Genomic DNA, 19,893 nt, shown 5'->3' with positions numbered 1-19,893 from the left:
CCCCCCACCGGCGGTGCTGCCGCGGTCGGGCCCGGCTCACGACGAGCCGGGCCCGCTCGCGTCAGCGGAGGAGCTGCAGGACGCCCTGGCCCATCTGGTTGGCCTGCGCCAGCATCGCGGTGCCGGCCTGGGACAGGATCTGCGACTTCGTGAAGCTGACCATCTCCGCCGCCATGTCGGTGTCGCGGATGCGGCTCTCCGACGCGGTGAGGTTCTCGACCGAGACGTTGAGGTTGTTGATGGTCCGCTCGAAGCGGTTCTGGACCGCACCGAGGTTGGCGCGAGCCGTGGTGATGACCCCGATCTGCGTGTCGATCGTGTCGATCGACGTACGGGCGGCGTCGGCGTCGGTGAAGGCCAGCCCGGCGAGAGCCGTCGCCACGTCGGCGACGTTCGCCGCCCCGAGGTCCACCTCGATGGCGTCCGTGGCGGCCGTCGACCCTGCACCCACCTGGAAGGAGAGCTTGCCGTCGGCGCCGGCACCGGCCGAGCCGTCGAGCAGGTTGGTGCCGTTGAAGTTGGTCGACGCCGAGATGCGGGTGAGCTCCGAGGTGAGCTGCGTGACCTCGGTCCCGATCGCCGTGCGGGCGTCCGCGGAGTTGGAGTCGTTGGCCGCCTGCACCGACAGGTCGCGCATGCGCTGCAGGATGGCCGTGGTCTCGTTGAGCGCGCCCTCCGCGGTCTGGACGACGGAGATGCCGTCCTGGGCGTTGCGGACGGCGACCTTGAGGCCGCCGACCTGGCTGCGCAGGCCCTCGGAGATCGCCAGGCCGGCCGCGTCGTCCGCCGCGCGGTTGATGCGGAGGCCGCTGGACAGCTTCTCGAGGGAGCTGCTCACCGAGTTCTGCGTGACCGAGAGGTTCCGGTAGGCGTTGAACGCGGCGACGTTGTTGTTGATCTGGAAACCCATGATGCTGTCTCTCTTCCGTGAGGTGGTGCTGGTGGTGGTCGAGCTCCCGTCCGTGGGGGCTCCCCCAACTCATCGGCCCCCCGGGCGGGGGCTTGAGCAGGTCTCGTGGGCGCTGCGCCGTCCGGGTGAGGGACGGCCTGTCGCCGCAGGTCAGGCGGGCAGCGGCTGGCGCAGCAGCGCGTCGGCGCCCGTGCGCTGACCAGGGACGGCCCGTGCGGCCCCCGGGACGACGACGGGCGCGACCGGCCTCGACGTCGCCGCGGCCCGTGCCGCCAGCTGCTCGCGCGCCGCGACGCCGCTCGCCCGGCTGCCCACGCCCGAGGCGGCGGCGTGCAGGGCGACGTCGGCGTAGAAGGCCTCCCGCCGCCGGGCGGCGACACCGCCGGTGGGCGCGGCCGGCGCGGGCCGCGCCTCGAGCACGCTGTCCATCGCCTGGCGCAGCAAGCCGAGCGCCTCGGTCCGCATCTGGCTGACGCGCGACTCCGTCACACCGAGGTCCGCGGCGACCTCGACCAGCGGGCGCTGCTCCAGGAACGTCGCGGTGACGACGACGCGCAGCCGCTCCGGGAGCGCCGCGACGCTCGCCCCGAGCACGCGCATCCGCTCGGCGCGCAGCGCCAGCTCCTCGGGGCCGGGGCGGTCGTCGGACAGCCCCTCCGCCCAGGTGCGGACGAGGGCGTCCTCGCCGCCGCCGGCGCCGGTGAGCGGCGCGTCCAGGCTGGAGACCGTGACCCCGGACTCGGCGCGGCGCCGGTCGACCTCGGCGATGTCGACCCCCATCGCCCCGGCGAGCTCGGTGCGCGTGGGGCGCCGCCCGAGCGTGGCGGTGAGGCCGTCCTCGACGACGTGCAGCTCCCGGCCGCGCGAGCGCACGCCGCGGCTCATGAGGTCCATGCCGCGCAGCTCGTCGAGCACGGCCCCACGGATGCGGGTGCTCGCGTAGCGCGGGAAGGGCACGCCGGTCGCCTCGTCGTAGCCGCGCGCGGCCTGCAGGAGACCGGTCGAGCCGGCCCCGACGAGGTCGCCGGTGTCGACGTGCGCCGGCAGGCGCATCGCCACCTCCCGGACGACGTGCCCGACGAGCGGCAGGTGGGCGGTGACGAGGGCCTCGACGGCGGCGGCGTCACGACGGGACGAGCGCTGGGGCTTCGGCACCGGAGCCACGGCCCCCCGGGGGGCGGCGGCGGTGCGCTGGGTCGGGATCATCACGCCGCATCTCTCGTCCCCCGGACGGGGCACCTTGAGCCCGAGCGGATGACGCGGCGCGCGGACGCCACCCGCACGGCCCCGCGTCCCTCAGGTCCGCGCCGCTCCCCCGACCGGCCCACGGCTCCCGCGGACGTCTCAGCGGGCGGACACGGGGACCGATGAGGGTCCCGGACCACCGTGGCCGGCACCGGCCGCGGTGCACGACGAGGGAAGGACCGGCATGGGCCTGGCGGAGCTGTCGAACGTGCTGTGGCGCGAGCGGGAGGTGCTCGAGCTGCTGCTGTTCAAGCTGGAGGAGGAGCAGCTCGTCCTGTCCAGCGGGCGCACCCGCTGGCTGGCGCACGCCACCCGGGAGGTCGAGGTCGTCCTGGACCAGGTGCGCGGCGCCGAGCTGGAGCGCGCCGTCCACGTCGACGCGGTCGCGACCGAGGTCGGCGCCCCCGCCGGTGCCGGTCTGCGGCAGCTCGCCGAGGCCGCTCCCGCACCGTGGGACGAGGTCCTCGGCGCGCACCGCGACGCCTTCCTCGTGCTGACGAGCGAGATCAGCGCGACCGCCCAGGCGAACCGCGACGTCCTGTCGTCCGGGCGACGTGCGCTCGACGACGCCCTCGCCTCCCTCGGCGAGGTGCGCCCCGGCGAGCCCGTCGTCCCCGTGCAGACCTACGGCCCCCGGGGCGGCACCCGCTCCGGCGCCGCCGACCCCGTCGCCCGCGCCGCGCGCCTCGTCGACGAGAGCCTCTGAGCGTCAGCACCTCCGGCGGCACGGCGCGACACGCCGGCGCCGGCCCGTCGACGGCACGCGGTCACCCGCTCAGGTCAGCGCCGCCGCTGCCGATGAGGACGACGACCCACCCGCCCCACCAAGCGTCTGCGAGGACCCCATGAGCACGTTCCAGGGCCTGTCCATCGCCCTGAGCTCGCTGCAGACGCAGCGACGGGCGATGGACGTCGCCGGGCAGAACGTCGCCAACGCGGCGACCCCCGGCTACACCCGCCAGCGCGTCGACACCGCCGCCATCGCCGGCCCCCGCGCCTCCCTGTCCGACGGCGTCCGCGGCTGGACCACCGGCTCCGGCGTCACCGTGACGCAGGTCGCGCGGCTCACGGACCGCCTCGCCGCGGGCCGCCTCGAGGTCGCCACGGGCGACGCCGCGCTGGCGAGCGCCCGCGCGGGGGTGCTGTCCACGGTCGAGGGCGGCTTCGCCGAGCCGGGCGACTCCGGCCTGACGGCCCGCCTCGGCGCCATGTGGGGGGCGTGGTCCGGCCTCTCCGAGGCCGACCCGCTGGGCCCCACGGGCGACGCCGCGCGCGTCACCGTCGCCGGGCGCAGCGAGGAGGTCGCCGCGTCCCTGCGCCAGGGAGCCGCGCGGACGACGTCGACGTGGTCGGACGTGCGGGGCGAGCTCGGGACGCTGACGACCGAGGTCAACAGCCTCGCGACGTCCGTCGCCGACCTCAACCGCCTCATCGTCACCACCGAGGGCACCGGCGCCCCGGCGCACGAGCTCGCCGACCAGCGCGACGAGCTGGTTCGCCGCCTGTCGACCCTCGTGGGCGCCACGAGCTCCCCGCGCAGCGACAGCGGCGCCGTCGACGTCGTCGTGGGCGGGCAGAAGCTCGTCGACGGCGGCACGGCGGCCGGCATCGCGATCAGCGGACCGGCGGCGATGGACGGCGCCTCCACCGCGGCGACGACCGTCACGCTCGGCGGGTCGGCCCTGGCGGTCGGCGGTACCGCCGCCGGCCTCACCGAGGCGCTCACGACCACGCTCCCGGGCACCATGGCCGGCTACGACCGCGTCGCCGCTGCGCTCGCGACGCAGGTCAACGGCCGCCACGGCGACCCCGCGGTCTTCACCGCCACCGACGGCGGGGCCGTCACCGCCACCACCATCACGGCGTCGATCGCCCCCGCCGACATCAAGGCCGGCAACGGCGACCGCGACGTCTCGATCGCGGCCGGGATGGCGTCGCTGTCCGAGAGCACCGCCGGTCCCGACGCCGCGTGGCGGACCTTCGTCGTGACGACGGCCGGCGCCGTCTCGGCGGCGGACGTGCGGGCGACCGCCACGGCCACGGCGCGCGACAGCGCCCAGGGGGTCCTCACGTCCTCGACCGGCGTCGACATCGACAGCGAGATGGTCGACCTGCTCACGTTCCAGCGCGCCTACGAAGGGGCTGCCCGCGTCATGACCGCCGTCGACGAGATGCTCGACACCCTCATCAACCGCACCGGCGTGGTCGGACGATGAGCGTCTCCGGGGTCTCCGCCAGCCTCACCGGCGGGTACGTCAGCGGCCGCGCCACGCTGCGGGGCACGAGCGGCACCGCGCAGGCGAGCATCGCCGCCGCGGCCGAGCGCCTGGCCCGTGCCACCGCGGAGGTGTCCAGCGGCAAGAAGATCCAGCGACCGTCGGACGACGTCGTCGGCACCGACAAGGCGCTCGAGCTGCGTCGCGCGCTGGCCGCCGAGGACCGCTACGCGCGCGCCGCCGGCGACGCCATCAGCTGGCTCGGGACGAGCGACACCGCGCTCCAGCGCGGCACCGCCCTGCTGCAGACCGCCCGCCAGCTCGCGGTGCAGGCCGGGTCCGACGCCAACTCGGCGTCCGGGCGCGAGGCGATCGCGACCCAGATCCGCGGGCTGCGGGACGACATGCTCGCGACGGCGAACACGACGTACCTGGGCCGGCCGGTCTTCGGCGGGACGACGGGCGCGTCGGTCGCCTTCGCCGCGGGGGCCGACGGCGTCGTGCAGCCGTCGGCGGGAGCGGGCAACCCGGTGTCCCGGACGCTCGCCCCCGGCGTCGACGTCCGTGTCGACACGACCGGCACCGCGGCGTTCGGCGAGGGCGCGGACTCGGTCTTCGCCGTCCTCGACGACCTCGCGTCGGCCGTGGTGGCCGGCTCCGCGCAGTCCTCCGCCCAGCTCGGCCGCCTGGACGCCGCGCTCGGGCGGATGACGACGTCGCTCGCCGACGTGGGCACTCGTTACGCTCGCGTGCAGTCCTCGCAGAGCACCGGGGCGGACCGGACGCTGTCCCTCACGTCGGCTCAGCGGGGCGTCGAGGACGTCGACCTGGCGGAGGCGCTGATGGAGCTCGCGACGCACGAGAAGGCCTACCAGGCCGCCCTCGGGGCCGCGGCGAAGGTCGTCACCCCGACGATCATGGACTTCCTGCGGTGACGACGGCCGCCGAGGCGCCGCCGGCGCTGCCCGAGGTGACCTTCGTCGCCCCCCTCCCCGGTCTCGAGGAGCTGACGCGCTTCGCGCTCGTGCGCCTCGACGACACGGGGACGCTCTACTCGCTGCAGTCCCTGGAGACCGACGGCGTCCGGCTCGTCGTCCTCGCCCCGGGCACGTGGTTCCCCGACTACGCGCCCGTGGTCGAGGAGGACGACGTCGACGGGCTCGGCCTCGAGCGCGCCGAGGACGCGCTGCTCCTCGTCGTCGTCACGCCGGGCGCCTCGCTCGCCGGCAGCACGGCGAACCTCCTGGCGCCGATCGTCGTCCACGCCGCCACGGGTCGCGCCGCCCAGGTCGTCCTCGCCGGGGCCGACCACCCCCTGCGCGCACCGCTGCTCGCCGCCGCCTGACCGGCCTTCTCCACCGCACGTCGACGACTTCTCGCGCCACCCGGCGCCCGTCCCCCCGCACTTCGACGACTTCTCGCGCCACCCGGCGCCCATCTCGCGCACGTCGACGACTTCTCGCGCCACCCGGGGCCCCACCACCGCACTTCGACGACTTCTCGCGCCACCCGGGGCCCCACCACCGCACTTCGACGACTTCTCGCGCCACCCGGCGCCCGTCCCCCGCACTTCGACGACTTCTCGCGCCACCCGGGGCCCCTCCACCGCACTTCGACGACTTCTTGTGGTCCTCGGCGCCCCTGCACCGCACTTCGACGACTTCTCGCGGTCCCCGGGACCGCACCACCGCACTTCGACGACTTCATGCGGTCCTCGGGGCCCCTCCCCTGCACCTCGACGCCGTCCGGCGCCGCACGCGACCGGCGGGCGTATGTACGGTCGTCCGCATGAGCCACCCGGAGGCCACCGCGACCACCACGGACGCGGGCGACCCGCTCGCCGGGGACCCCCGCTCCATGGCCCAGCGGATGCGTGACGGCGACTGGTACCGCGCCGACGACCCGGAGATCGCCGAGGCCGCGAGCCTCGGCATGGAGCTCGCCGACGCCTTCAACGCCACGACGGCGCGCCAGGGCACGCTGCGCGACCACCTCCTGCGCCGGCTGCTCGGCGCCGTCGGCGACGGGACGGCGGTCCGCCCGCCGCTGCACGTCGACTACGGCAGCAACGTCCGCATCGGCGCGCGCTGCTTCGCGAACTTCGGCCTCACCGCGCTCGACGTCGCGGCCATCACGATCGGGGACGACGTCCAGATCGGCCCGCACGTCCAGCTCCTCACGCCCACGCACCCCCTCGACCCCGACCTCCGCCGCGCCGGCTGGGAGGCCGCCGCGCCGATCACCGTCGAGGACGGCGTCTGGCTCGGCGGGGGCGTCGTCGTCTGCCCCGGCGTCACGATCGGACGCGACACCGTCGTCGGCGCCGGCTCCGTCGTGACGAAGGACCTTCCCCCGCGGGTCGTCGCCGTCGGCAGCCCGGCCCGCGTCGTCCGCTCGCTCGACGAGCCGACCGCGGGGCCGGTCACCGAGCAGGCGCGGTGACCGTGGACCGCGCCCCGTCCCGCCCCCGGCGCACCGACCCGCAGCGCCGCCAGCGGATCGTCGAGGCCGCGCTGGAGGTGCTCGCCGAGCACGGCGTCGCCGGGACGACGCACCGGCGCGTGGCCGCCGTCGCCGACGTCCCGCTCGGCTCGACGACGTACCACTTCTCCTCGCTCGCCGACCTGCGCGCCGCGGCGTACCGAACCCTGTCCGAGCGGCTCTCGGCCCGCTGGACGGCGCAGGTCGCGGGCGCCCGGGACGCCGGGGAGCTCGTCGAGGCGGTGACGGACCTCGTCATGGGCGACGCCGGTGCCGACGAGGCGGACTGGTCGGTCACCTACGAGCTCTACCTCGAGGCGCTGCGGGACCGGGCGCTGCGCGAGATCACCGAGGGGTGGATGGCGGCCAGCCGCGACGCCCTCGAGCGTCTCGTCGACCCCGCGACGGCCCGCGGGCTGGACGCGCTCGTCGAGGGCCTCGTCATGCACCGCATGCTCTCCACCGCGCCGATGGGGCGCGACGTCGTGCGCGAGGCCGTGCGCCGGGCCGTCGACGGGGCCCCGCACCCCGCCTGACCCTGCCTGACCCCGGCAGCACCGCGTCCCGACCGCCCTCCCCGCCCACGACCCGGAAGGCCCCCCGTGCCCACGCCCCTCCCCGCGCCGGTCGTCCGCCGAGCAGTCCGGGCGACCTACGTGGCCTTCACCGCGTCCGGGTTCGCCTTCGCCAGCTGGGCCTCCCGCATCCCGCAGGTCCGCGACCGCCTCGACCTCTCGACGGGCGCCCTCGGCCTCGTCCTGCTCGCCATCGCCGCCGGCTCGGTGCTCGCGCTGCCCGCGGCGGGTCCGCTCATCGCGCGCATCGGCTCGCGCCGGATGGTCACCCTGATGTCCGTCGTGCTCGGCGGTGCGCTCGTCGTCGTGGCGGGCGGCACGCTGGCCGGCGCGCTGCCGGTCGTCGTCGTCGGCCTGTTCCTGCTCGGCCTCGGCAACGGCGCCTGGGACGTCGGGATGAACGTGCAGGGCGCCGTCGTGGAACGGCACCTGGGGCGCACGGTCATGTCCCGCTTCCACGCCGGCTTCAGCGTGGGCACGGTCGCGGGCGCGCTGCTCGGCACCCTGCTGGTCCGGCTCGACGTCCCCGTCACCGAGCACCTCGCCGTCGTGGGGCTCGTGACCGCCGCCGCCGTGCCGCTGGGGGTCCGCGCCTTCGTCGGCGACGACAGCGGAGCCGACCTCGGCGACCCCGACCCGGGCGTCGACGTGGCCGCCGCCGCACCGGCGCCCGAGGCGGCGCCCGCCCCGGCCCCGCGCGGGGCGATGGCGTCCTGGCGCGAGCCGCGCACGGTGCTCATCGGCCTGTTCGTGCTGGCCTTCGCGTTCGCGGAGGGGACGGCGAACGACTGGGTCGCCGTCGCGGTCATCGACGGCTACGGCGGGGCCGAGGAGCTCGGGACGCTGACGTTCGCCGTCTTCCTCACCGCGATGACGCTCGGCCGCTGGTTCGGGCCCGGGCTGCTGGACCGCTACGGCCGGGTGGCCACCATCCGCGTCATGGCCGTCGTCGCCCTCGCCGGCCTGGGCCTCTTCGTCCTGTCCGGCAGCCTGCCCCTCGCGGTCGCGGGAGCCCTGCTGTGGGGCCTCGGCACGGCCCTCGGCTTCCCGCTCGGGATGAGCGCGGCCGCGGACGACCCGGCGCTCGCGCCCGGGCGCGTCAGCGTGGTCGCCTCGATCGGCTACGTCGCCTTCCTCGCCGGGCCGCCGCTCATCGGCCTGCTCGGAGAGGCCGCCGGCATCCTGCGGGCCCTCTCGGTGGTCGCCGTGCTCCTCGTCCTGGCGCTGCTCGTCTCCGGGTCCGTCCGACCGCTGGCGCCGTCCCGTCCCGCCGACCGGTCGGCGGGGTGACGACCGCGGGCCGGACGGGCGTCAGGACCGTCGGGCGACGACGGCGAAGAGCGGGTCGCCCCGGTAGCTGCCGCCGCGCTCGGGCCCCGGTGGGGTGCGCAGCTGCACCTCCGGCTCGGTGAGGCCGCCGGCGCGGCGCAGGTACTCCACGACGAGGGCGCAGCGGCCGTCGTCGTCGGTCGCGAGCCAGCCGTGGACGGCCTTCGTGGGGAAGCAGCGGTTCGAGAAGGTCAGCACCACCGGCGCCCCCGGGCGCAGCACCCGCGCCGCCTCGGCGAGCACCTCGACAGGCCGCACGAGGTAGTCGACCGAGACGCAGCAGAGCGCGGCGTCGAAGGAGCCGTCCTCGAACGGCAGCCGGGGGTCGACGTTGAGGTCGTGGACGACGCGCTCGGTCGCCATCGGGTTGGCGGCGAGCTCGGCCGCGTTCATCCCGAGGACGACGAGCTCGTCGGGCGCGCCGCGCAGGTGCGAGACCCACGACGACATGAGGTCGAGCACCCGGCGCGGCGGCTGACCCGGCGCCGACGCCGCGTCCACGCCCAGCTCGGCGTACAGCTCGCCGACCGCGGCGACGGCCCCGTCGTCGATGTGCGTGACCAGGCGCTCGGGCGCGTAGAAGCGGCCGTCCGGCGAGGGGTCGTCGCGGTCGAAGAACCAGGCGGGGAACGGTTCCGCCGTCATCAGCTCGTCACGTCCTTGCTCGTCATCCGCGCCCAGGCCGCGGCCACGAGCACCACCACCCACCCGAGCTGCAGCAGCAGCCCCCCGGCGACGCCGTCGTCGGCGACCGGGTCGCGCAGCAGGTCGGCGAAGCGCAGCCACCCGTCGGTGAACAGCCACGGGTGCAGCCAGGACAGCTGGGGCACCTGACCCATGATCTGCACGAGCACGACGACGATCGCCGTCGCCGACATGGCGGCCACGGGCACCTCGGTGAGCGTCGAGACGAGCAGGCCCAGGGCCGCCACCGTCGTGAGCATCGCCACGACGTACGCCGTCACGGCCGCGAGCCGCAGCAGCCCTTCGGCGTAGGGGGCGGTGGTGCCGCTGAGCAGGACGACGTCCCCCACCGGGAAGAGCAGCAGCCCGACGACCACGCCCGTCAATGAGACCGCCAGCGCGGCGAGGGCCGCGTACAGGACGGTGGCGACGAGCTTGACCGCCAGCAGCCGCGTGCGGTCCACCGGCGTGACGAGCAGGTAGCGCAGCGTCCCGTTGGAGGCCTCGCCGGCGACCGACTCGCCCGCGACGACCGCGACGACGAGCGGCAGGAAGACCGGCAGCGACGCGGTGAGCGCGGCGAAGGCGAGGAAGAGGCCGTTCTCGGTGACGGTCGCGAGGAAGGGCGGCCCGCCCCCGCCGTCCGGCCCGTCCGAGGACGCCAGCTCGATGCCGACCCCGACCAGCGCGGTGAGCAGGACGAGCACGCCGAGCATGACGAGGTTGCGGCGGCGGCTCAGCACGAGCGCCATCTCCGAGCGCAGCAGCCGCAGGTCGGCGCGGGCGGCCGACGGGCGGCGGCCCTGCTCGCTCGCGGCCGGGCCGGCCGCCGGGGAGGTGGGGTCAGGGGAGGTGGCGTCAGGGGCGGTGGCGTCAGGGGAGGTGGCGTCAGGCACGGACATCGAAGCCCTCCCCCGTGAGGTCGACGAACAGGTCCTCGAGCGTCCCGCGCTCGAGCCGGAGCTGGCGGACGCCGACGCCCGCGCCGACGAGGTCGACGAGCAGGCGCTCGGGGTCGGGCCCGCCGGCCGTCAGCTCGCCGGCCGCGCCGTCCTCGGTGATCGCGACGCCGACGACGCCCGCCGCGGCGAGCACCCGTGCGGCGCCCTCACGGTCGCGCGCCTCGAGCGCCACCCGGGTCGGGGTGGCCGCCGTCACGTCGGCGAGCGTCCCCTGGGCGACGAGGCGGCCGGCGCTCATGACGCCGACGTGGCTGCACAGCTGCTCCACCTCGGCGAGCAGGTGGGTGGAGACGAGGACCGTGGTGCCCTCGGCGGCGAGCTCGCGCACGAGCGCGCGCACCTCCCGGGTGCCCTGCGGGTCGAGGCCGTTGGTCGGCTCGTCGAGCACGAGCAGGTCCCGCGGGCGCAGCAGCGCCGCGGCGAGCCCGAGGCGCTGCTTCATGCCGAGGCTGTAGACGCGGAACCGCTTGCCGGCCGCCGCGGTCAGGCCGACGCGGTCCAGCGCGGCGGCGATGCGGCGGCCCGAGGTCCGCGGGTCCACGGTGCGGTCGGCGGCGTCCGTGCGACGCAGGTTCGCCGCCCCGGACAGGTAGGGGTGGAACGCGGGCCCCTCGACGAGGGCGCCGACGCGCGGCAGGACGCGGGCGCGGGCGGCCGGCACGTCCTCGCCGAGCAGCCGGACCGTCCCGGAGGTCGGGGCCACGAGCCCCAGCAGCATCCGGATCGTCGTCGTCTTGCCGGAGCCGTTCGGGCCGAGGAAGCCGTAGACCGCGCCGTGCGGGACACGCAGGTCGAGGTCGGAGACCGCGACCTGGCCGCCGCGGAAGCGCTTCGTCAACCCGCTGGTCGCGACGGCGAGGTCGGCGTCCGCCCCCGGACGGGCGTCCCGCTCCGGGGTGCTCCGCGCGGCCGGCCGCGTGGCCGCCGGCGCCGGCGTGGTCACGATGCCGCGGCCGGGTCCAGCGCCGCCTGCTCCAGGACGGACGCCGGGACGGCGCCGACGAGCACGCGGCCGTCGTCGAGCGCCAGCACGCTCACGAGGGACGTGGTGAGGACGCGACCGGTCCCGAAGTCCCCGGACACCGGCTGGAAGCCCTGCAGCAGCGCCTGTCCGACGCCGTCGGACGAGCCGCCGCGCTCCCCGCCGGCCTCGAGCGCGCCGGCCGCGTCCGGCAGGACGGCGACGGCGTCCCAGCCGTCGCCCACGACGAGAGGCCGCCGGTCGGCGGCGCCGTCGCGGTCCGTGCCGTCACGCCCCGCGCCGTCGTGGCCGGGGCCCCAGCCGTGCCCGCCGTCACGCCCTCGCAGGGCACCGGCGAGCGAGGGCGCCTCGGTGACCTCCGTGCCGGCCGGCGGCGTGAAGGCGAAGACGTCGTCCCCCGGGGTGTCGTAGGAGATCGAGGTGAACGCCGTCTCGAGCGCCGGGGCGTCGGCGCCGCGCGGGAGGACCTGCACGCGCAGGGGGTAGGAGGTCTCGGCGTCCACCGCGAGGCGGACCTCGCCCACGAGCGAGTCGGCGTCCCGGGGCGCGAGCACGAGCTCGTAGGCGTCGCGGCCCGCGACCTCGGTCGTGCCGTCCAGCGTCACCTCCGTGCTCGGCTCCACGGCGTCGAGCGCCTGCCGCGCGAGGTCCGCCGGCGTGGCGTCGGCCATGCCCTCGGGCGCGTCGCCCTGGACGCCGCGGGACCCGTCGCCGGTCGTCCCGTCGCCGGTCCTCCCGTCGCGCGTCGGCCCCCGGTCCCGGGCGGCGGCGAGCTCCTCGGCGTCCGGGAGGGTGACGTGGACGGCGGTGCGCTCGTCGCTGCGCCACACCCAGGCGTCCTGGCCGTCCCGGACCAGGTCGGTCTCGGCGAAGGAGCCGAGCACCGCCACGCGGCCGCGCTCGGGCCCGTCGGACCACAGGCGCAGGGTCGTGGACCCGGCGAGGAGGTTCGACAGGTCGCTGCCGGACCCGCCCGCGGTCTGCGGCAGCTCGGGCAGGCCGAGGTCGGTGGTGTGCACCACGGTCCCGGAGAACGGGACCTGCTGCGCCGACGCGACCTCGGTGAGCAGCTCGTCGGCGGTGGTGGGCGGCAGGTCGGGGTCGGCGCTCGCCGCCATGGGCACGAGCACGGCGCCGCCGACGACGGCGCCGGTGGTCGCGGCGGCCAGGGTCCAGCGGGTGCGCGGGTTCATGCCTCTACTGTGCGCCTCGCTGCCCCGGGACCGTCACGTGGGGCGTCCGCCGTCTCACCAGGCCGTCACCGCAGCAGCGCCCGCTCGGTCAGCGTCAGTCCGTACACGGACTCGACCTCGTGGTCGAAGGCCTCGCGGGCGACGACGGCGAGGCGCTCGGCAGCGACGTCGCCCGGACGCGCACCCGCCGACGCGACGGCGTCGCAGACCTGCCGGTACATGTCCACCACCTCCCGCTGCCGCTCGGCGTCGGGGACGGCGACGGGCAGACGCTCGAGGTTGCCCTTCCGGGCCTCGAACCACCCACCCCGCCAGGCCCTCGAAAGCCTCTTCATCACCCAGGTCAAGAGCCCGCTGTTGAGCAGAGCCGTCACGTACTCGGGGTCGGCGCCCGAGGTGGGATCGTTGCCCACCCCGTAGCCGCCGGTCGACACGTTGACGAAGAAGTGCCCCTCCGTGTCATAGGTCGCACACAGGTGGTCGATCATCGACGGCACCATCGTCTTGGCCCCGGGGAAAAGCTCCAGATTCTGACGCCTCGAGTAGGTGTGCCAATTGGTGTCGGTCCACCGGCCGGCGCGCCCCCGGAGCAGCGCCTCGTTGGCGTGCAGCCACTTCGCGACGTGCGGCGCCTCCCGCTCGATCTGCTCGAGGGAGAGCGCTGTCATCCGCTCGCCCGGCGCAGGTGCCCGGTACGGCAGGAGCAGCCATCCGCCGGACGTCGCCGTCGAGAAGGGACGCAGGTCCGTCCTCCCGGCGTAGACGGGCTGCAGCAGCGCCCTTTCCCAGGCGATCGCCGGGGCGTCGGACGGCAGCGAGAGCGGCCGCACCCGTCGGAGAGCGGGGTCGTCGCGATCCGGTCCCACGTCCGCGGCCCTGAACACCCCGTCGGCGCCCGTGACGACACCCTGGTAGATGCTGTCCCCGCTGACCGACCCCAGCGACGGGTGCACCTCCACGAGCCTGCGCAGCAAGGCGTCCTCGGCGGGCAGCGCCAGCGACCACCGCTCGTCCGCCTCCGCCGGGGCGGGGAGGTCGGCGGTGAGGGCGGGATCGGCGAGGGCCCGCTCCAGCGCCTCCTCTGTCGGCGTGTCGGTCACCCGCGTGAGCCGCCACGAGGCTTGCGCACGGGCGGTCACCGTGAGGATGAGGGTGTACGCCGACGCCTCCAGGAAGACGCGGCCGGCACCGAAGTCCACCACCGACAGCACGTGCCGGCCACGGGTCAGCAGCCGGCGCACGGGTGCAGCAGCGTCCGTTTCGGCAACCCCTCGGGTCGTGATGAAGCTCAGCCGCCCTCCGGCACGTCCGCGGGAGGCCGGTCTGAGCAGCTCCACGCCGCGCTCGATGAAGATCGTCGCCAGGTCGAAGGATGCGCGGGCACCGGCGTACCGGGCTTCGAGCAGCGACGTCTGCTCGGGGTGGTGCCGGCGCAGCACCTGCACCCGCGTGTAGGGCGGGTTCCCGACGACGACGTCGAAGCCGCCGTCGTCGAGGACGTGCCCGAAGCCCCGCGTCCGGTGCCGCCAGTCGAACGGGTTGAGCCGCAGGCGCGTCTCGAAGTCGGCCGTCATCGCCTCGGTGAGGTCGTCCGGCTCGACGAGCGAGTTGCCGGCCTTGATGTTGCGCGAGAGCGACGGCAGGCGCGCCCCTTCGATGAGACGAGGTTGGGCCAGGAGGGACTCTGAGGTCTCCTCCTCGAGGATCCGGAGGTACACGCTCATCTGGGCCACCTCGACCGCCCGCGGGTCGAGGTCCACCCCGAACAGGTTGTTGACGGCGATCCGCCCCTTGAAGTCGCTGGTGAGGCGACGACGACCGTGCGCGTCGATGTAGTGGCTGGACGGGTCCTTCGCCGGGTGCCTCGTGTAGTAGGCCTCGTGCCAGGAGATCAAGCGGTCGAAGAGACCCAGCAGGAAGGACCCAGAGCCGGCCGCCATGTCGAGGAGCCGGAGCGTGGCCACCTGAGCCGGCGTCCGGTTCTCGAGCAGCGGTGCGACGGTCTCGGAGACCATGTGGTCCACGACCCACCGCGGTGTGTAGTAGACGCCGCCGGCGTGTCGGACCTCCGGCTTGTCCACGAGCCGGAGCTCCCGGCCGACGAGGGTGAGCTCCTTCCCGAGGAAGCGCTCGTAGACCTTGCCGAGGAAGTCGGCCTTGAAGACGTCGAAGCGGTACGGCGAGCCGTCGACGGCGTAGAGGCCCGCGATCACCCGTGAGATCACGCCGTCGGATACCTCGAGGTCCTCGCTCCAGTGCTCGGCGAAGAGCTGGCCGTTGTAGACGGCGTCGAGCCGACGGAACTCCGCGCAGAGCTGGTGGTAGGCGTCGCGCAGGCGTGCGTAACGGCGCAGGACCACGGCCGGCTCGACCTTGCGGTCCTCGACGACACGGACGAACACCAGACGGTCGATGATGCGTTGGGTCGCCTCGTCGAGCTGCCGCAGCTCGAGGTCGGGGTGCCTCCGGCGGAGGTCACGTCCGAGGTCCTCGCGCCACGCCTCGAGGTCTCGGAGGAAGGCCTCGTCGACCGTGGTGCTGCCGCGGGGGGCCGCCGACAACGCGCGTCGCTCTGCCGTACCGGCGAGAACGGCCTCCCGCGAGAGGAGCGACCAGAGGTCGTCCCACCGGTCGACGTAGTCCTCATGTCGCAGGTCGAAGCCCGGTATCAGGCCTGCGCTCGGCCGGTCCCGGTCCGGGCGAGCGCTGGTCTGGAACACCCGGAGACGGTCGAAGCTCGTGATGACCGAGAAGGGCAGGTACCGGTTCCAGGCGTAGCTCTTCACCTGGAACGAGGCGTCGAACCCGGTGATCGCCGTGGACGGCTTCTTCGCCTCGACGCAGAAACGCAGGACTCCGTCGAGGTGGAAGGAGTAGTCAGGGACGTCGGTCCGCTCAGCACGCGCGTCCAGATCCTCCTGCGAGAGGTCGGCGTCCCAGGACTCGTCGCCCGCCGGCCTCGTCGACATGGTGTGCCGGGCGTGGAAGACCACGTCCCGGTCGGGCGAGGTGCTCGTGACGTCCCAGCCCAGCGCCTCGAAGAACTTGTCGATGAAGCCGGTCCGCGTCGTCGCCTCGTCGAAGGCGCGCGAGCGGTAGTGGTCGATCCCGTGGCTGAAGGTCTCGACGAGGTGGCGGACCGCTTCTCGCCCCTCGTCCCGGGTGCCTGCTACCGCCATGTGCCCCGTTCTCCCGTCCTCGTCCACGCTGGTACGGCCGCGCTTCCACGCCGACGTCACGTCGTCACCCGAGACCGCCGTACCTCGCTGGCGCCTCGAGGGCCGAGAACACCTCGTGCGCGATCCAGTACGTCCGCCCGCCGCGGCCACGGCCCTCCAGGGGACGCAGCCAACCTCGCCGTTCCGCGTCGCGCACAAGGTTGCGCGCTCCCTGGTTGGTGACCTGCAAAGACTTCTCCACGCTGCTCACCGTGACGAAGGGGTTGCGCACCACGATCTCCACCAGCTGCGGCAGGCGCGAGCGGGTGGTCATCGCCTCGGCGAGGTACCGCTCACGGAGGTCGATGATCGTCCTCGCCCTCGTGATCGCGTCGTCCGCCTGGCGCTTCACCGCCGTCAGGAAGAATTGCAACCACTCCTGCACCTCTCCCCGCTCACGGACGGCCTGAAGGCGGTCGTAGTACTCCCGGCGATGGGCCTCCAGGTAGCCCGACAGGTACAGCAAGGGCGTCGGAAGTCGTCCCGCCTCGACGAGTAGGAGCCCGATGAGCAGACGGCCGATCCGACCGTTGCCGTCCAGGAAGGGGTGGATGGTCTCGAATTGGTAGTGCATCAAGGCTGCCGTGATCAGCGGGCGTCGCGTCGGTTCGTTGACGAACCTCTCCCAGTCAGCGAAGAGGTCGGGGACGAGCGTCGGCAACGGGGGTACGAACGACGCCGTGTCCGGGCTGTCCGTCGCGGAGCCGATCCACACCGGAGTCCTCCGGAACTCACCCGGACGCTTCTCGGCGCCGCGGACGCGGTCGAGCAACGTCTCGTGCAGGGCACACACGAGTCGGCGCCCGAGAGGCAGCCCTTCGACGAGACGCATGCCCTGACGTGTCGCGGCGATGTAGCGCTCCACCTCCGCGACGTCCTCGTCCCTGGGGTCGTCACTCACCTCGGCTCGCAGCACGTCGGACAACGACGCCTCGGTGCCCTCGATCCGCGAGCTCGCCACCGCCTCACGCAGGATGTAAGGGCCGAGGAGCAGCTCGGGGTCTCGGAGGAGCCGGCCCAGCCCGTGCAGCTGCCCCAGCGCAGCGTCCGCCTCCGACAGCGCGTCGACGGTACGGAGGTCGAGCTCCAGGTTTCGGGGTATCGGCTCCGGATGGAAGTACCAGAACGACCAACGGTTGCCGGGCTCGCGCTCCGGACGCCCGAAGCGGGGATCGACGAAGGTGCCGGGCTCCACAGCGACTGAGGGTACAAGCAACAGGCCTGCTCAGTTGGAGGTCGACCCGCTACTTCCAAGCAGCGGTGGGGACCCGCGACGTAGGCGGCCCCCGGTGACACAGCCGGCACAGCGCGCACCGGCCCGGCAGGTCTACTCGTGCCCGGGCACGAGGTCGACCCGCAGGTCCGGGCCGACTCGGGCGACGTCGTCCACCTCCAGGCGCACGACGGCGTCCATCGACGTGCCCGTGACCGCGCTCACCAGCGCCGCGCTGCCCTGCCCGAGCAGCGCGGGCGCGACGTAGGCGCGCACGCGGTCGACGAGGCCCGCGTCGACGAAGGCGCCGGCGAGCCGCGGCCCGCCCTCGAGCATCACCGAGCGGACGCCGCGGGCGTGGAGCACCGCGAGCACGGCGGGCAGGTCGACGCCGCCCGGGCCGCGGCCGACCTCGGCGGCCGTGAGCACGAGGGTCTCCCCGGCGCCCGGCCCGCCCCCGCGCCGCACGGCGGCGTCCGGCGGGGTGCGCCCGTCCGCGTCGAGCACCACGCGCAGCGGCGCCCGCCACGCCAGCTCGGCGTCGGCGACGTCGTCGCCCGTCGCCGGCAGGTCGCGCACCGTCAGCGACGGGTCGTCGGCGAGCACCGTGCCGACGCCGACGACGACGGCGTCGCTGCGCGCACGCAGCAGGTGGGCGTCGGCGCGCGCCTGCGGCGAGGTGATCCACCGGCTCGAGCCGTCGGCGGCGGCGCTGCGTCCGTCGAGGGTCGCCGCGTACTTCCACGTCACGTGCGGTCGCCCCAGGCGCTGCGCCAGCAACCAGGACGCGTTGACGCGCAGAGCCTCTCGCGCGTCCTCGACGGACGCCGTGACGACGTCCACGCCGGCCGCGGCCAGCGTCGCCGCGCCGCCGGCCGCGCGGGGGTCGGGGTCCGCGACGGCCAGGACGACGCGGGCGACGCCCGCCGCCAGCAGCGCGCCGGAGCACGGGCCCGTGCGGCCCGTGTGGTCGCACGGCTCCAGGGTGACGACGGCCGTGCCGCCGCGGGCGCGCTCCCCGGCCACCGCGAGGGCGACGACCTCCGCGTGCGGCCCGCCGGCCCGGGCGTGCCAGCCCTCGCCGGCCACGGCGCCGTCGGCGTCCAGGACGACGCAGCCGACGACCGGGTTCGGGCTCGTGCCGCCGAGCCCCCGGGCGGCGAGGACGACGGCGCGCGCGAGGGCGCTGCGTTCGACGTCGCGGAGCACGCCACCCGGGAGCGGGGTGCCCCCGCTCACCCCTGCAGCGCGGCGTCGACGACGCCGCGGGCCTCCTCGAGGACCTGGTCGAGGTGCTCCTCGCCGCGGAAGGACTCCGCGTAGATCTTGTAGACGTCCTCGGTCCCGGACGGGCGCGCGGCGAACCAGGCGCTCTCCGTCGTCACCTTGAGGCCGCCGATGGCCGCACCGTTGCCCGGCGCCTCGGTGAGCTTCGCGGTGATGGCCTCGCCGCCGACCTCGGAGGCGGTCACGGCCTCCGGGGAGAGCTTCCCCAGCCGGGCCTTCTCCTCGCGGCCGGCCGGGGCGTCCACCCGCTTGTACGCCGACGCGCCGTACCGCTCGACGAGGTCGGCGTGCAGCTCGCTCGGCGAGCGCCCCGTGACGGCACGGATCTCCGAGGCCAGCAGCGCCAGCAGCATGCCGTCCTTGTCGGTCGTCCAGACGGTGCCGTCCTTGCGCAGGAAGGACGCGCCGGCGCTCTCCTCGCCGCCGAAGACCACCGAGCCGTCGAGCAGCCCGTCGACGAAGAACTTGAAGCCCACGGGCACCTCGAGCAGGCGCCGGTCGGCGCCGTCGACCACCCGGTCGATGAGGGACGACGACACGAGCGTCTTGCCCACGGCCGCGTCGCCGCTCCAGCCGCGGTGCTCGAGCAGGTACGAGATCGCCACCGCGAGGTAGTGGTTGGGGTTCATCAGCCCCGCGTCGGGGGTGACGACCCCGTGCCGGTCGGAGTCGGCGTCGTTGCCGGTGGCGATGTCGTAGCGGTCCTTCTGGGCGATCATCGAGGCCATCGCGTTCGGCGAGGAGCAGTCCATCCGGATCTTGCCGTCGCCGTCGAGGGTCATGAAGGCCCACTGCGGGTCGACCGTCTCGTCGACGACCGTGAGGTCGAGGCCGTAGGTGCGCCCGATCTCGCCCCAGTAGGCGACGGCCGCGCCGCCGAGGGGATGGGCGCCGATGCGGACGCCGGAGTCGCGGATCGCGTCCATGTCGAGGACCGAGGACAGGTCGTCGACGTAGTGCCGCAAGAAGTCGTACTCGCCGACCGCCGCGCGGGCCTGCTCGAACGGGACCCGCTGCACGCCGTCGAGGTCGGCCTCCAGGAGGGCGTTGGCCCGGTCGGCGATCCACCCGGTCGCGTCCGAGCCGGCCGGGCCGCCGTGCGGCGGGTTGTACTTGAAGCCTCCGTCGCGCGGCGGGTTGTGCGACGGCGTGACGACGATCCCGTCGGCGTCGCCCTCGGGGACCTCCGCCGCCGGCGCCGTCCCGCGCCCGTTGAGGCGCAGGACGGCGTGGGAGAGAGCCGGTGTCGGCGTGTACCCGTCGCGGCTGTCGACGAGGACGTCGACGTCGTTGGCGACGAGCACCTCCAGCGCGGTGCGCCAGGCCGGCAGCGAGAGCCCGTGCGTGTCCCGGGCGATCAGCAACGGGCCCGTCGTCCCCTGCTGCGCGCGGTACTCGCAGATCGCCTGGGTGATCGCGAGGATGTGCGGCTCGTTGAAGGCGCCGTCGAGCGAGGACCCGCGGTGGCCGGACGTCCCGAAGACCACGCGCTGGGCCGGGTCGGAGGGGTCGGGCTGCCGGTCCGTGTAGGCCGAGAGCAGGGCGTCGACGTCGACGAGGTCCTCGGGCTGGGCGGGCTGGCCTGCGCGCGGGTGCAT

17 protein-coding genes are annotated in these 19,893 nt (G+C 74.9%); 7 read left to right on the top strand and 10 right to left on the bottom strand.

Translation table 11 applies throughout. The features are described 5' to 3' along the window. Positions 1–61 precede the first annotated feature (61 nt). Both WDZ17_RS01880 and WDZ17_RS01875 read right to left on the bottom strand, forming a co-directional pair. On the bottom strand, positions 62–910 hold the full coding sequence (locus WDZ17_RS01880) for a flagellin N-terminal helical domain-containing protein (RefSeq protein ID WP_339573437.1): 849 nt from the start codon (positions 908–910) through the stop codon (positions 62–64). A gap of 150 nt (positions 911–1,060) precedes the next feature. Next, positions 1,061–2,116, bottom strand: coding sequence for a sigma-70 family RNA polymerase sigma factor (locus tag WDZ17_RS01875; RefSeq protein ID WP_339573436.1), 1,056 nt, complete (start codon positions 2,114–2,116; stop codon positions 1,061–1,063). Positions 2,117–2,339: 223 nt separating this feature from the next. Here WDZ17_RS01875 and flgN point away from each other — a divergent pair, with 223 nt between their 5' ends. The 7 genes from flgN (at position 2,340) to WDZ17_RS01840 (ending at position 8,717) form a co-directional block, all read left to right on the top strand. Beyond that, complete coding sequence (gene flgN / locus WDZ17_RS01870; RefSeq protein ID WP_339573435.1) at positions 2,340–2,861, top strand: flagellar export chaperone FlgN; 522 nt, start codon at positions 2,340–2,342, stop codon at positions 2,859–2,861. A 139-nt stretch (positions 2,862–3,000) separates the two neighbouring features. After that, positions 3,001–4,371 (top strand): flagellar hook-associated protein FlgK, encoded by a 1,371-nt coding sequence (gene flgK / locus WDZ17_RS01865; protein WP_339573434.1) that lies wholly within the window; start codon positions 3,001–3,003, stop codon positions 4,369–4,371. Then, complete coding sequence (locus WDZ17_RS01860) at positions 4,368–5,306, top strand: flagellin N-terminal helical domain-containing protein (protein ID WP_339573433.1); 939 nt, start codon at positions 4,368–4,370, stop codon at positions 5,304–5,306. The genes flgK and WDZ17_RS01860 overlap by 4 nt, the downstream gene beginning before the upstream one ends. Continuing rightward, positions 5,303–5,716 (top strand): flagellar assembly protein FliW, encoded by a 414-nt coding sequence (gene fliW, locus WDZ17_RS01855; protein ID WP_339573432.1) that lies wholly within the window; start codon positions 5,303–5,305, stop codon positions 5,714–5,716. The genes WDZ17_RS01860 and fliW overlap by 4 nt, the downstream gene beginning before the upstream one ends. A gap of 443 nt (positions 5,717–6,159) precedes the next feature. Next, positions 6,160–6,813 (top strand): sugar O-acetyltransferase, encoded by a 654-nt coding sequence (locus WDZ17_RS01850; RefSeq protein ID WP_339573431.1) that lies wholly within the window; start codon positions 6,160–6,162, stop codon positions 6,811–6,813. Beyond that, a complete protein-coding gene (locus tag WDZ17_RS01845; RefSeq protein ID WP_339573430.1) occupies positions 6,810–7,388 on the top strand; it encodes a TetR/AcrR family transcriptional regulator in 579 nt (192 codons plus the stop codon). The genes WDZ17_RS01850 and WDZ17_RS01845 overlap by 4 nt, the downstream gene beginning before the upstream one ends. Positions 7,389–7,454: 66 nt before the next feature. Next, on the top strand, positions 7,455–8,717 hold the full coding sequence (locus tag WDZ17_RS01840; protein WP_339573429.1) for an MFS transporter: 1,263 nt from the start codon (positions 7,455–7,457) through the stop codon (positions 8,715–8,717). Positions 8,718–8,738: 21 nt separating this feature from the next. On the opposite strand, the gene WDZ17_RS01835 is transcribed toward WDZ17_RS01840, so the two are convergent. The 8 genes from WDZ17_RS01835 to pgm form a co-directional block, all read right to left on the bottom strand. After that, positions 8,739–9,401, bottom strand: a complete 663-nt coding sequence (locus tag WDZ17_RS01835; protein WP_339573428.1) for a class I SAM-dependent methyltransferase — start codon at positions 9,399–9,401, stop codon at positions 8,739–8,741. Next, complete coding sequence (locus tag WDZ17_RS01830; RefSeq protein WP_339573427.1) at positions 9,401–10,342, bottom strand: ABC transporter permease; 942 nt, start codon at positions 10,340–10,342, stop codon at positions 9,401–9,403. Before WDZ17_RS01830 ends, WDZ17_RS01835 begins: the two co-directional genes overlap by 1 nt. Then, a complete protein-coding gene (locus WDZ17_RS01825; protein ID WP_339573426.1) occupies positions 10,329–11,345 on the bottom strand; it encodes an ABC transporter ATP-binding protein in 1,017 nt (338 codons plus the stop codon). Before WDZ17_RS01825 ends, WDZ17_RS01830 begins: the two co-directional genes overlap by 14 nt. After that, positions 11,342–12,577, bottom strand: coding sequence for a sigma-E factor regulatory protein RseB domain-containing protein (locus tag WDZ17_RS01820; RefSeq protein ID WP_339573425.1), 1,236 nt, complete (start codon positions 12,575–12,577; stop codon positions 11,342–11,344). Before WDZ17_RS01820 ends, WDZ17_RS01825 begins: the two co-directional genes overlap by 4 nt. Positions 12,578–12,642: 65 nt before the next feature. After that, on the bottom strand, positions 12,643–15,756 hold the full coding sequence (locus WDZ17_RS01815; RefSeq protein ID WP_339573424.1) for an Eco57I restriction-modification methylase domain-containing protein: 3,114 nt from the start codon (positions 15,754–15,756) through the stop codon (positions 12,643–12,645). Between the two features lie 64 nt (positions 15,757–15,820). Further along, positions 15,821–16,990: a Fic family protein gene (locus WDZ17_RS01810; protein WP_339573423.1), complete on the bottom strand. Its 1,170-nt coding sequence runs from the start codon at positions 16,988–16,990 to the stop codon at positions 15,821–15,823. A gap of 132 nt (positions 16,991–17,122) precedes the next feature. Continuing rightward, entirely contained in the window at positions 17,123–18,217 is a 1,095-nt protein-coding gene (ribD, locus tag WDZ17_RS01805; protein ID WP_422631784.1) for a bifunctional diaminohydroxyphosphoribosylaminopyrimidine deaminase/5-amino-6-(5-phosphoribosylamino)uracil reductase RibD, read from the bottom strand. A gap of 26 nt (positions 18,218–18,243) precedes the next feature. Continuing rightward, on the bottom strand, positions 18,244–19,893 hold the full coding sequence (gene pgm, locus WDZ17_RS01800; RefSeq protein ID WP_339573421.1) for a phosphoglucomutase (alpha-D-glucose-1,6-bisphosphate-dependent): 1,650 nt from the start codon (positions 19,891–19,893) through the stop codon (positions 18,244–18,246).

The sequence above is a fragment of the Pseudokineococcus basanitobsidens genome (assembly GCF_037482545.1).
GTDB classification, from domain to species: domain Bacteria; phylum Actinomycetota; class Actinomycetes; order Actinomycetales; family Quadrisphaeraceae; genus Pseudokineococcus; species Pseudokineococcus basanitobsidens.
The sequence above is the reverse complement of the archived record's forward strand: the minus strand, read 5'-3'. Positions and strand labels throughout refer to the sequence as shown.

What these genes read in the sequence shown, in the direction of transcription:
- WDZ17_RS01850 (WP_339573431.1), top strand. Translation starts at nt 6,160, where the DNA reads ATGAGCCACCCGGAGGCCACCGCGACCACCACGGACGCGGGCGACCCG.
- pgm (WP_339573421.1), bottom strand. Translation starts at nt 19,893, where the DNA reads ATGCACCCGCGCGCAGGCCAGCCCGCCCAGCCCGAGGACCTCGTCGAC.
- WDZ17_RS01820 (WP_339573425.1), bottom strand. Translation starts at nt 12,577, where the DNA reads ATGAACCCGCGCACCCGCTGGACCCTGGCCGCCGCGACCACCGGCGCC.
- WDZ17_RS01875 (WP_339573436.1), bottom strand. Translation starts at nt 2,116, where the DNA reads ATGATCCCGACCCAGCGCACCGCCGCCGCCCCCCGGGGGGCCGTGGCT.
- WDZ17_RS01835 (WP_339573428.1), bottom strand. Translation starts at nt 9,401, where the DNA reads ATGACGGCGGAACCGTTCCCCGCCTGGTTCTTCGACCGCGACGACCCC.
- flgN (WP_339573435.1), top strand. Translation starts at nt 2,340, where the DNA reads ATGGGCCTGGCGGAGCTGTCGAACGTGCTGTGGCGCGAGCGGGAGGTG.
- WDZ17_RS01815 (WP_339573424.1), bottom strand. Translation starts at nt 15,756, where the DNA reads ATGGCGGTAGCAGGCACCCGGGACGAGGGGCGAGAAGCGGTCCGCCAC.
- WDZ17_RS01830 (WP_339573427.1), bottom strand. Translation starts at nt 10,342, where the DNA reads ATGTCCGTGCCTGACGCCACCTCCCCTGACGCCACCGCCCCTGACGCC.
- flgK (WP_339573434.1), top strand. Translation starts at nt 3,001, where the DNA reads ATGAGCACGTTCCAGGGCCTGTCCATCGCCCTGAGCTCGCTGCAGACG.
- WDZ17_RS01860 (WP_339573433.1), top strand. Translation starts at nt 4,368, where the DNA reads ATGAGCGTCTCCGGGGTCTCCGCCAGCCTCACCGGCGGGTACGTCAGC.
- WDZ17_RS01880 (WP_339573437.1), bottom strand. Translation starts at nt 910, where the DNA reads ATGGGTTTCCAGATCAACAACAACGTCGCCGCGTTCAACGCCTACCGG.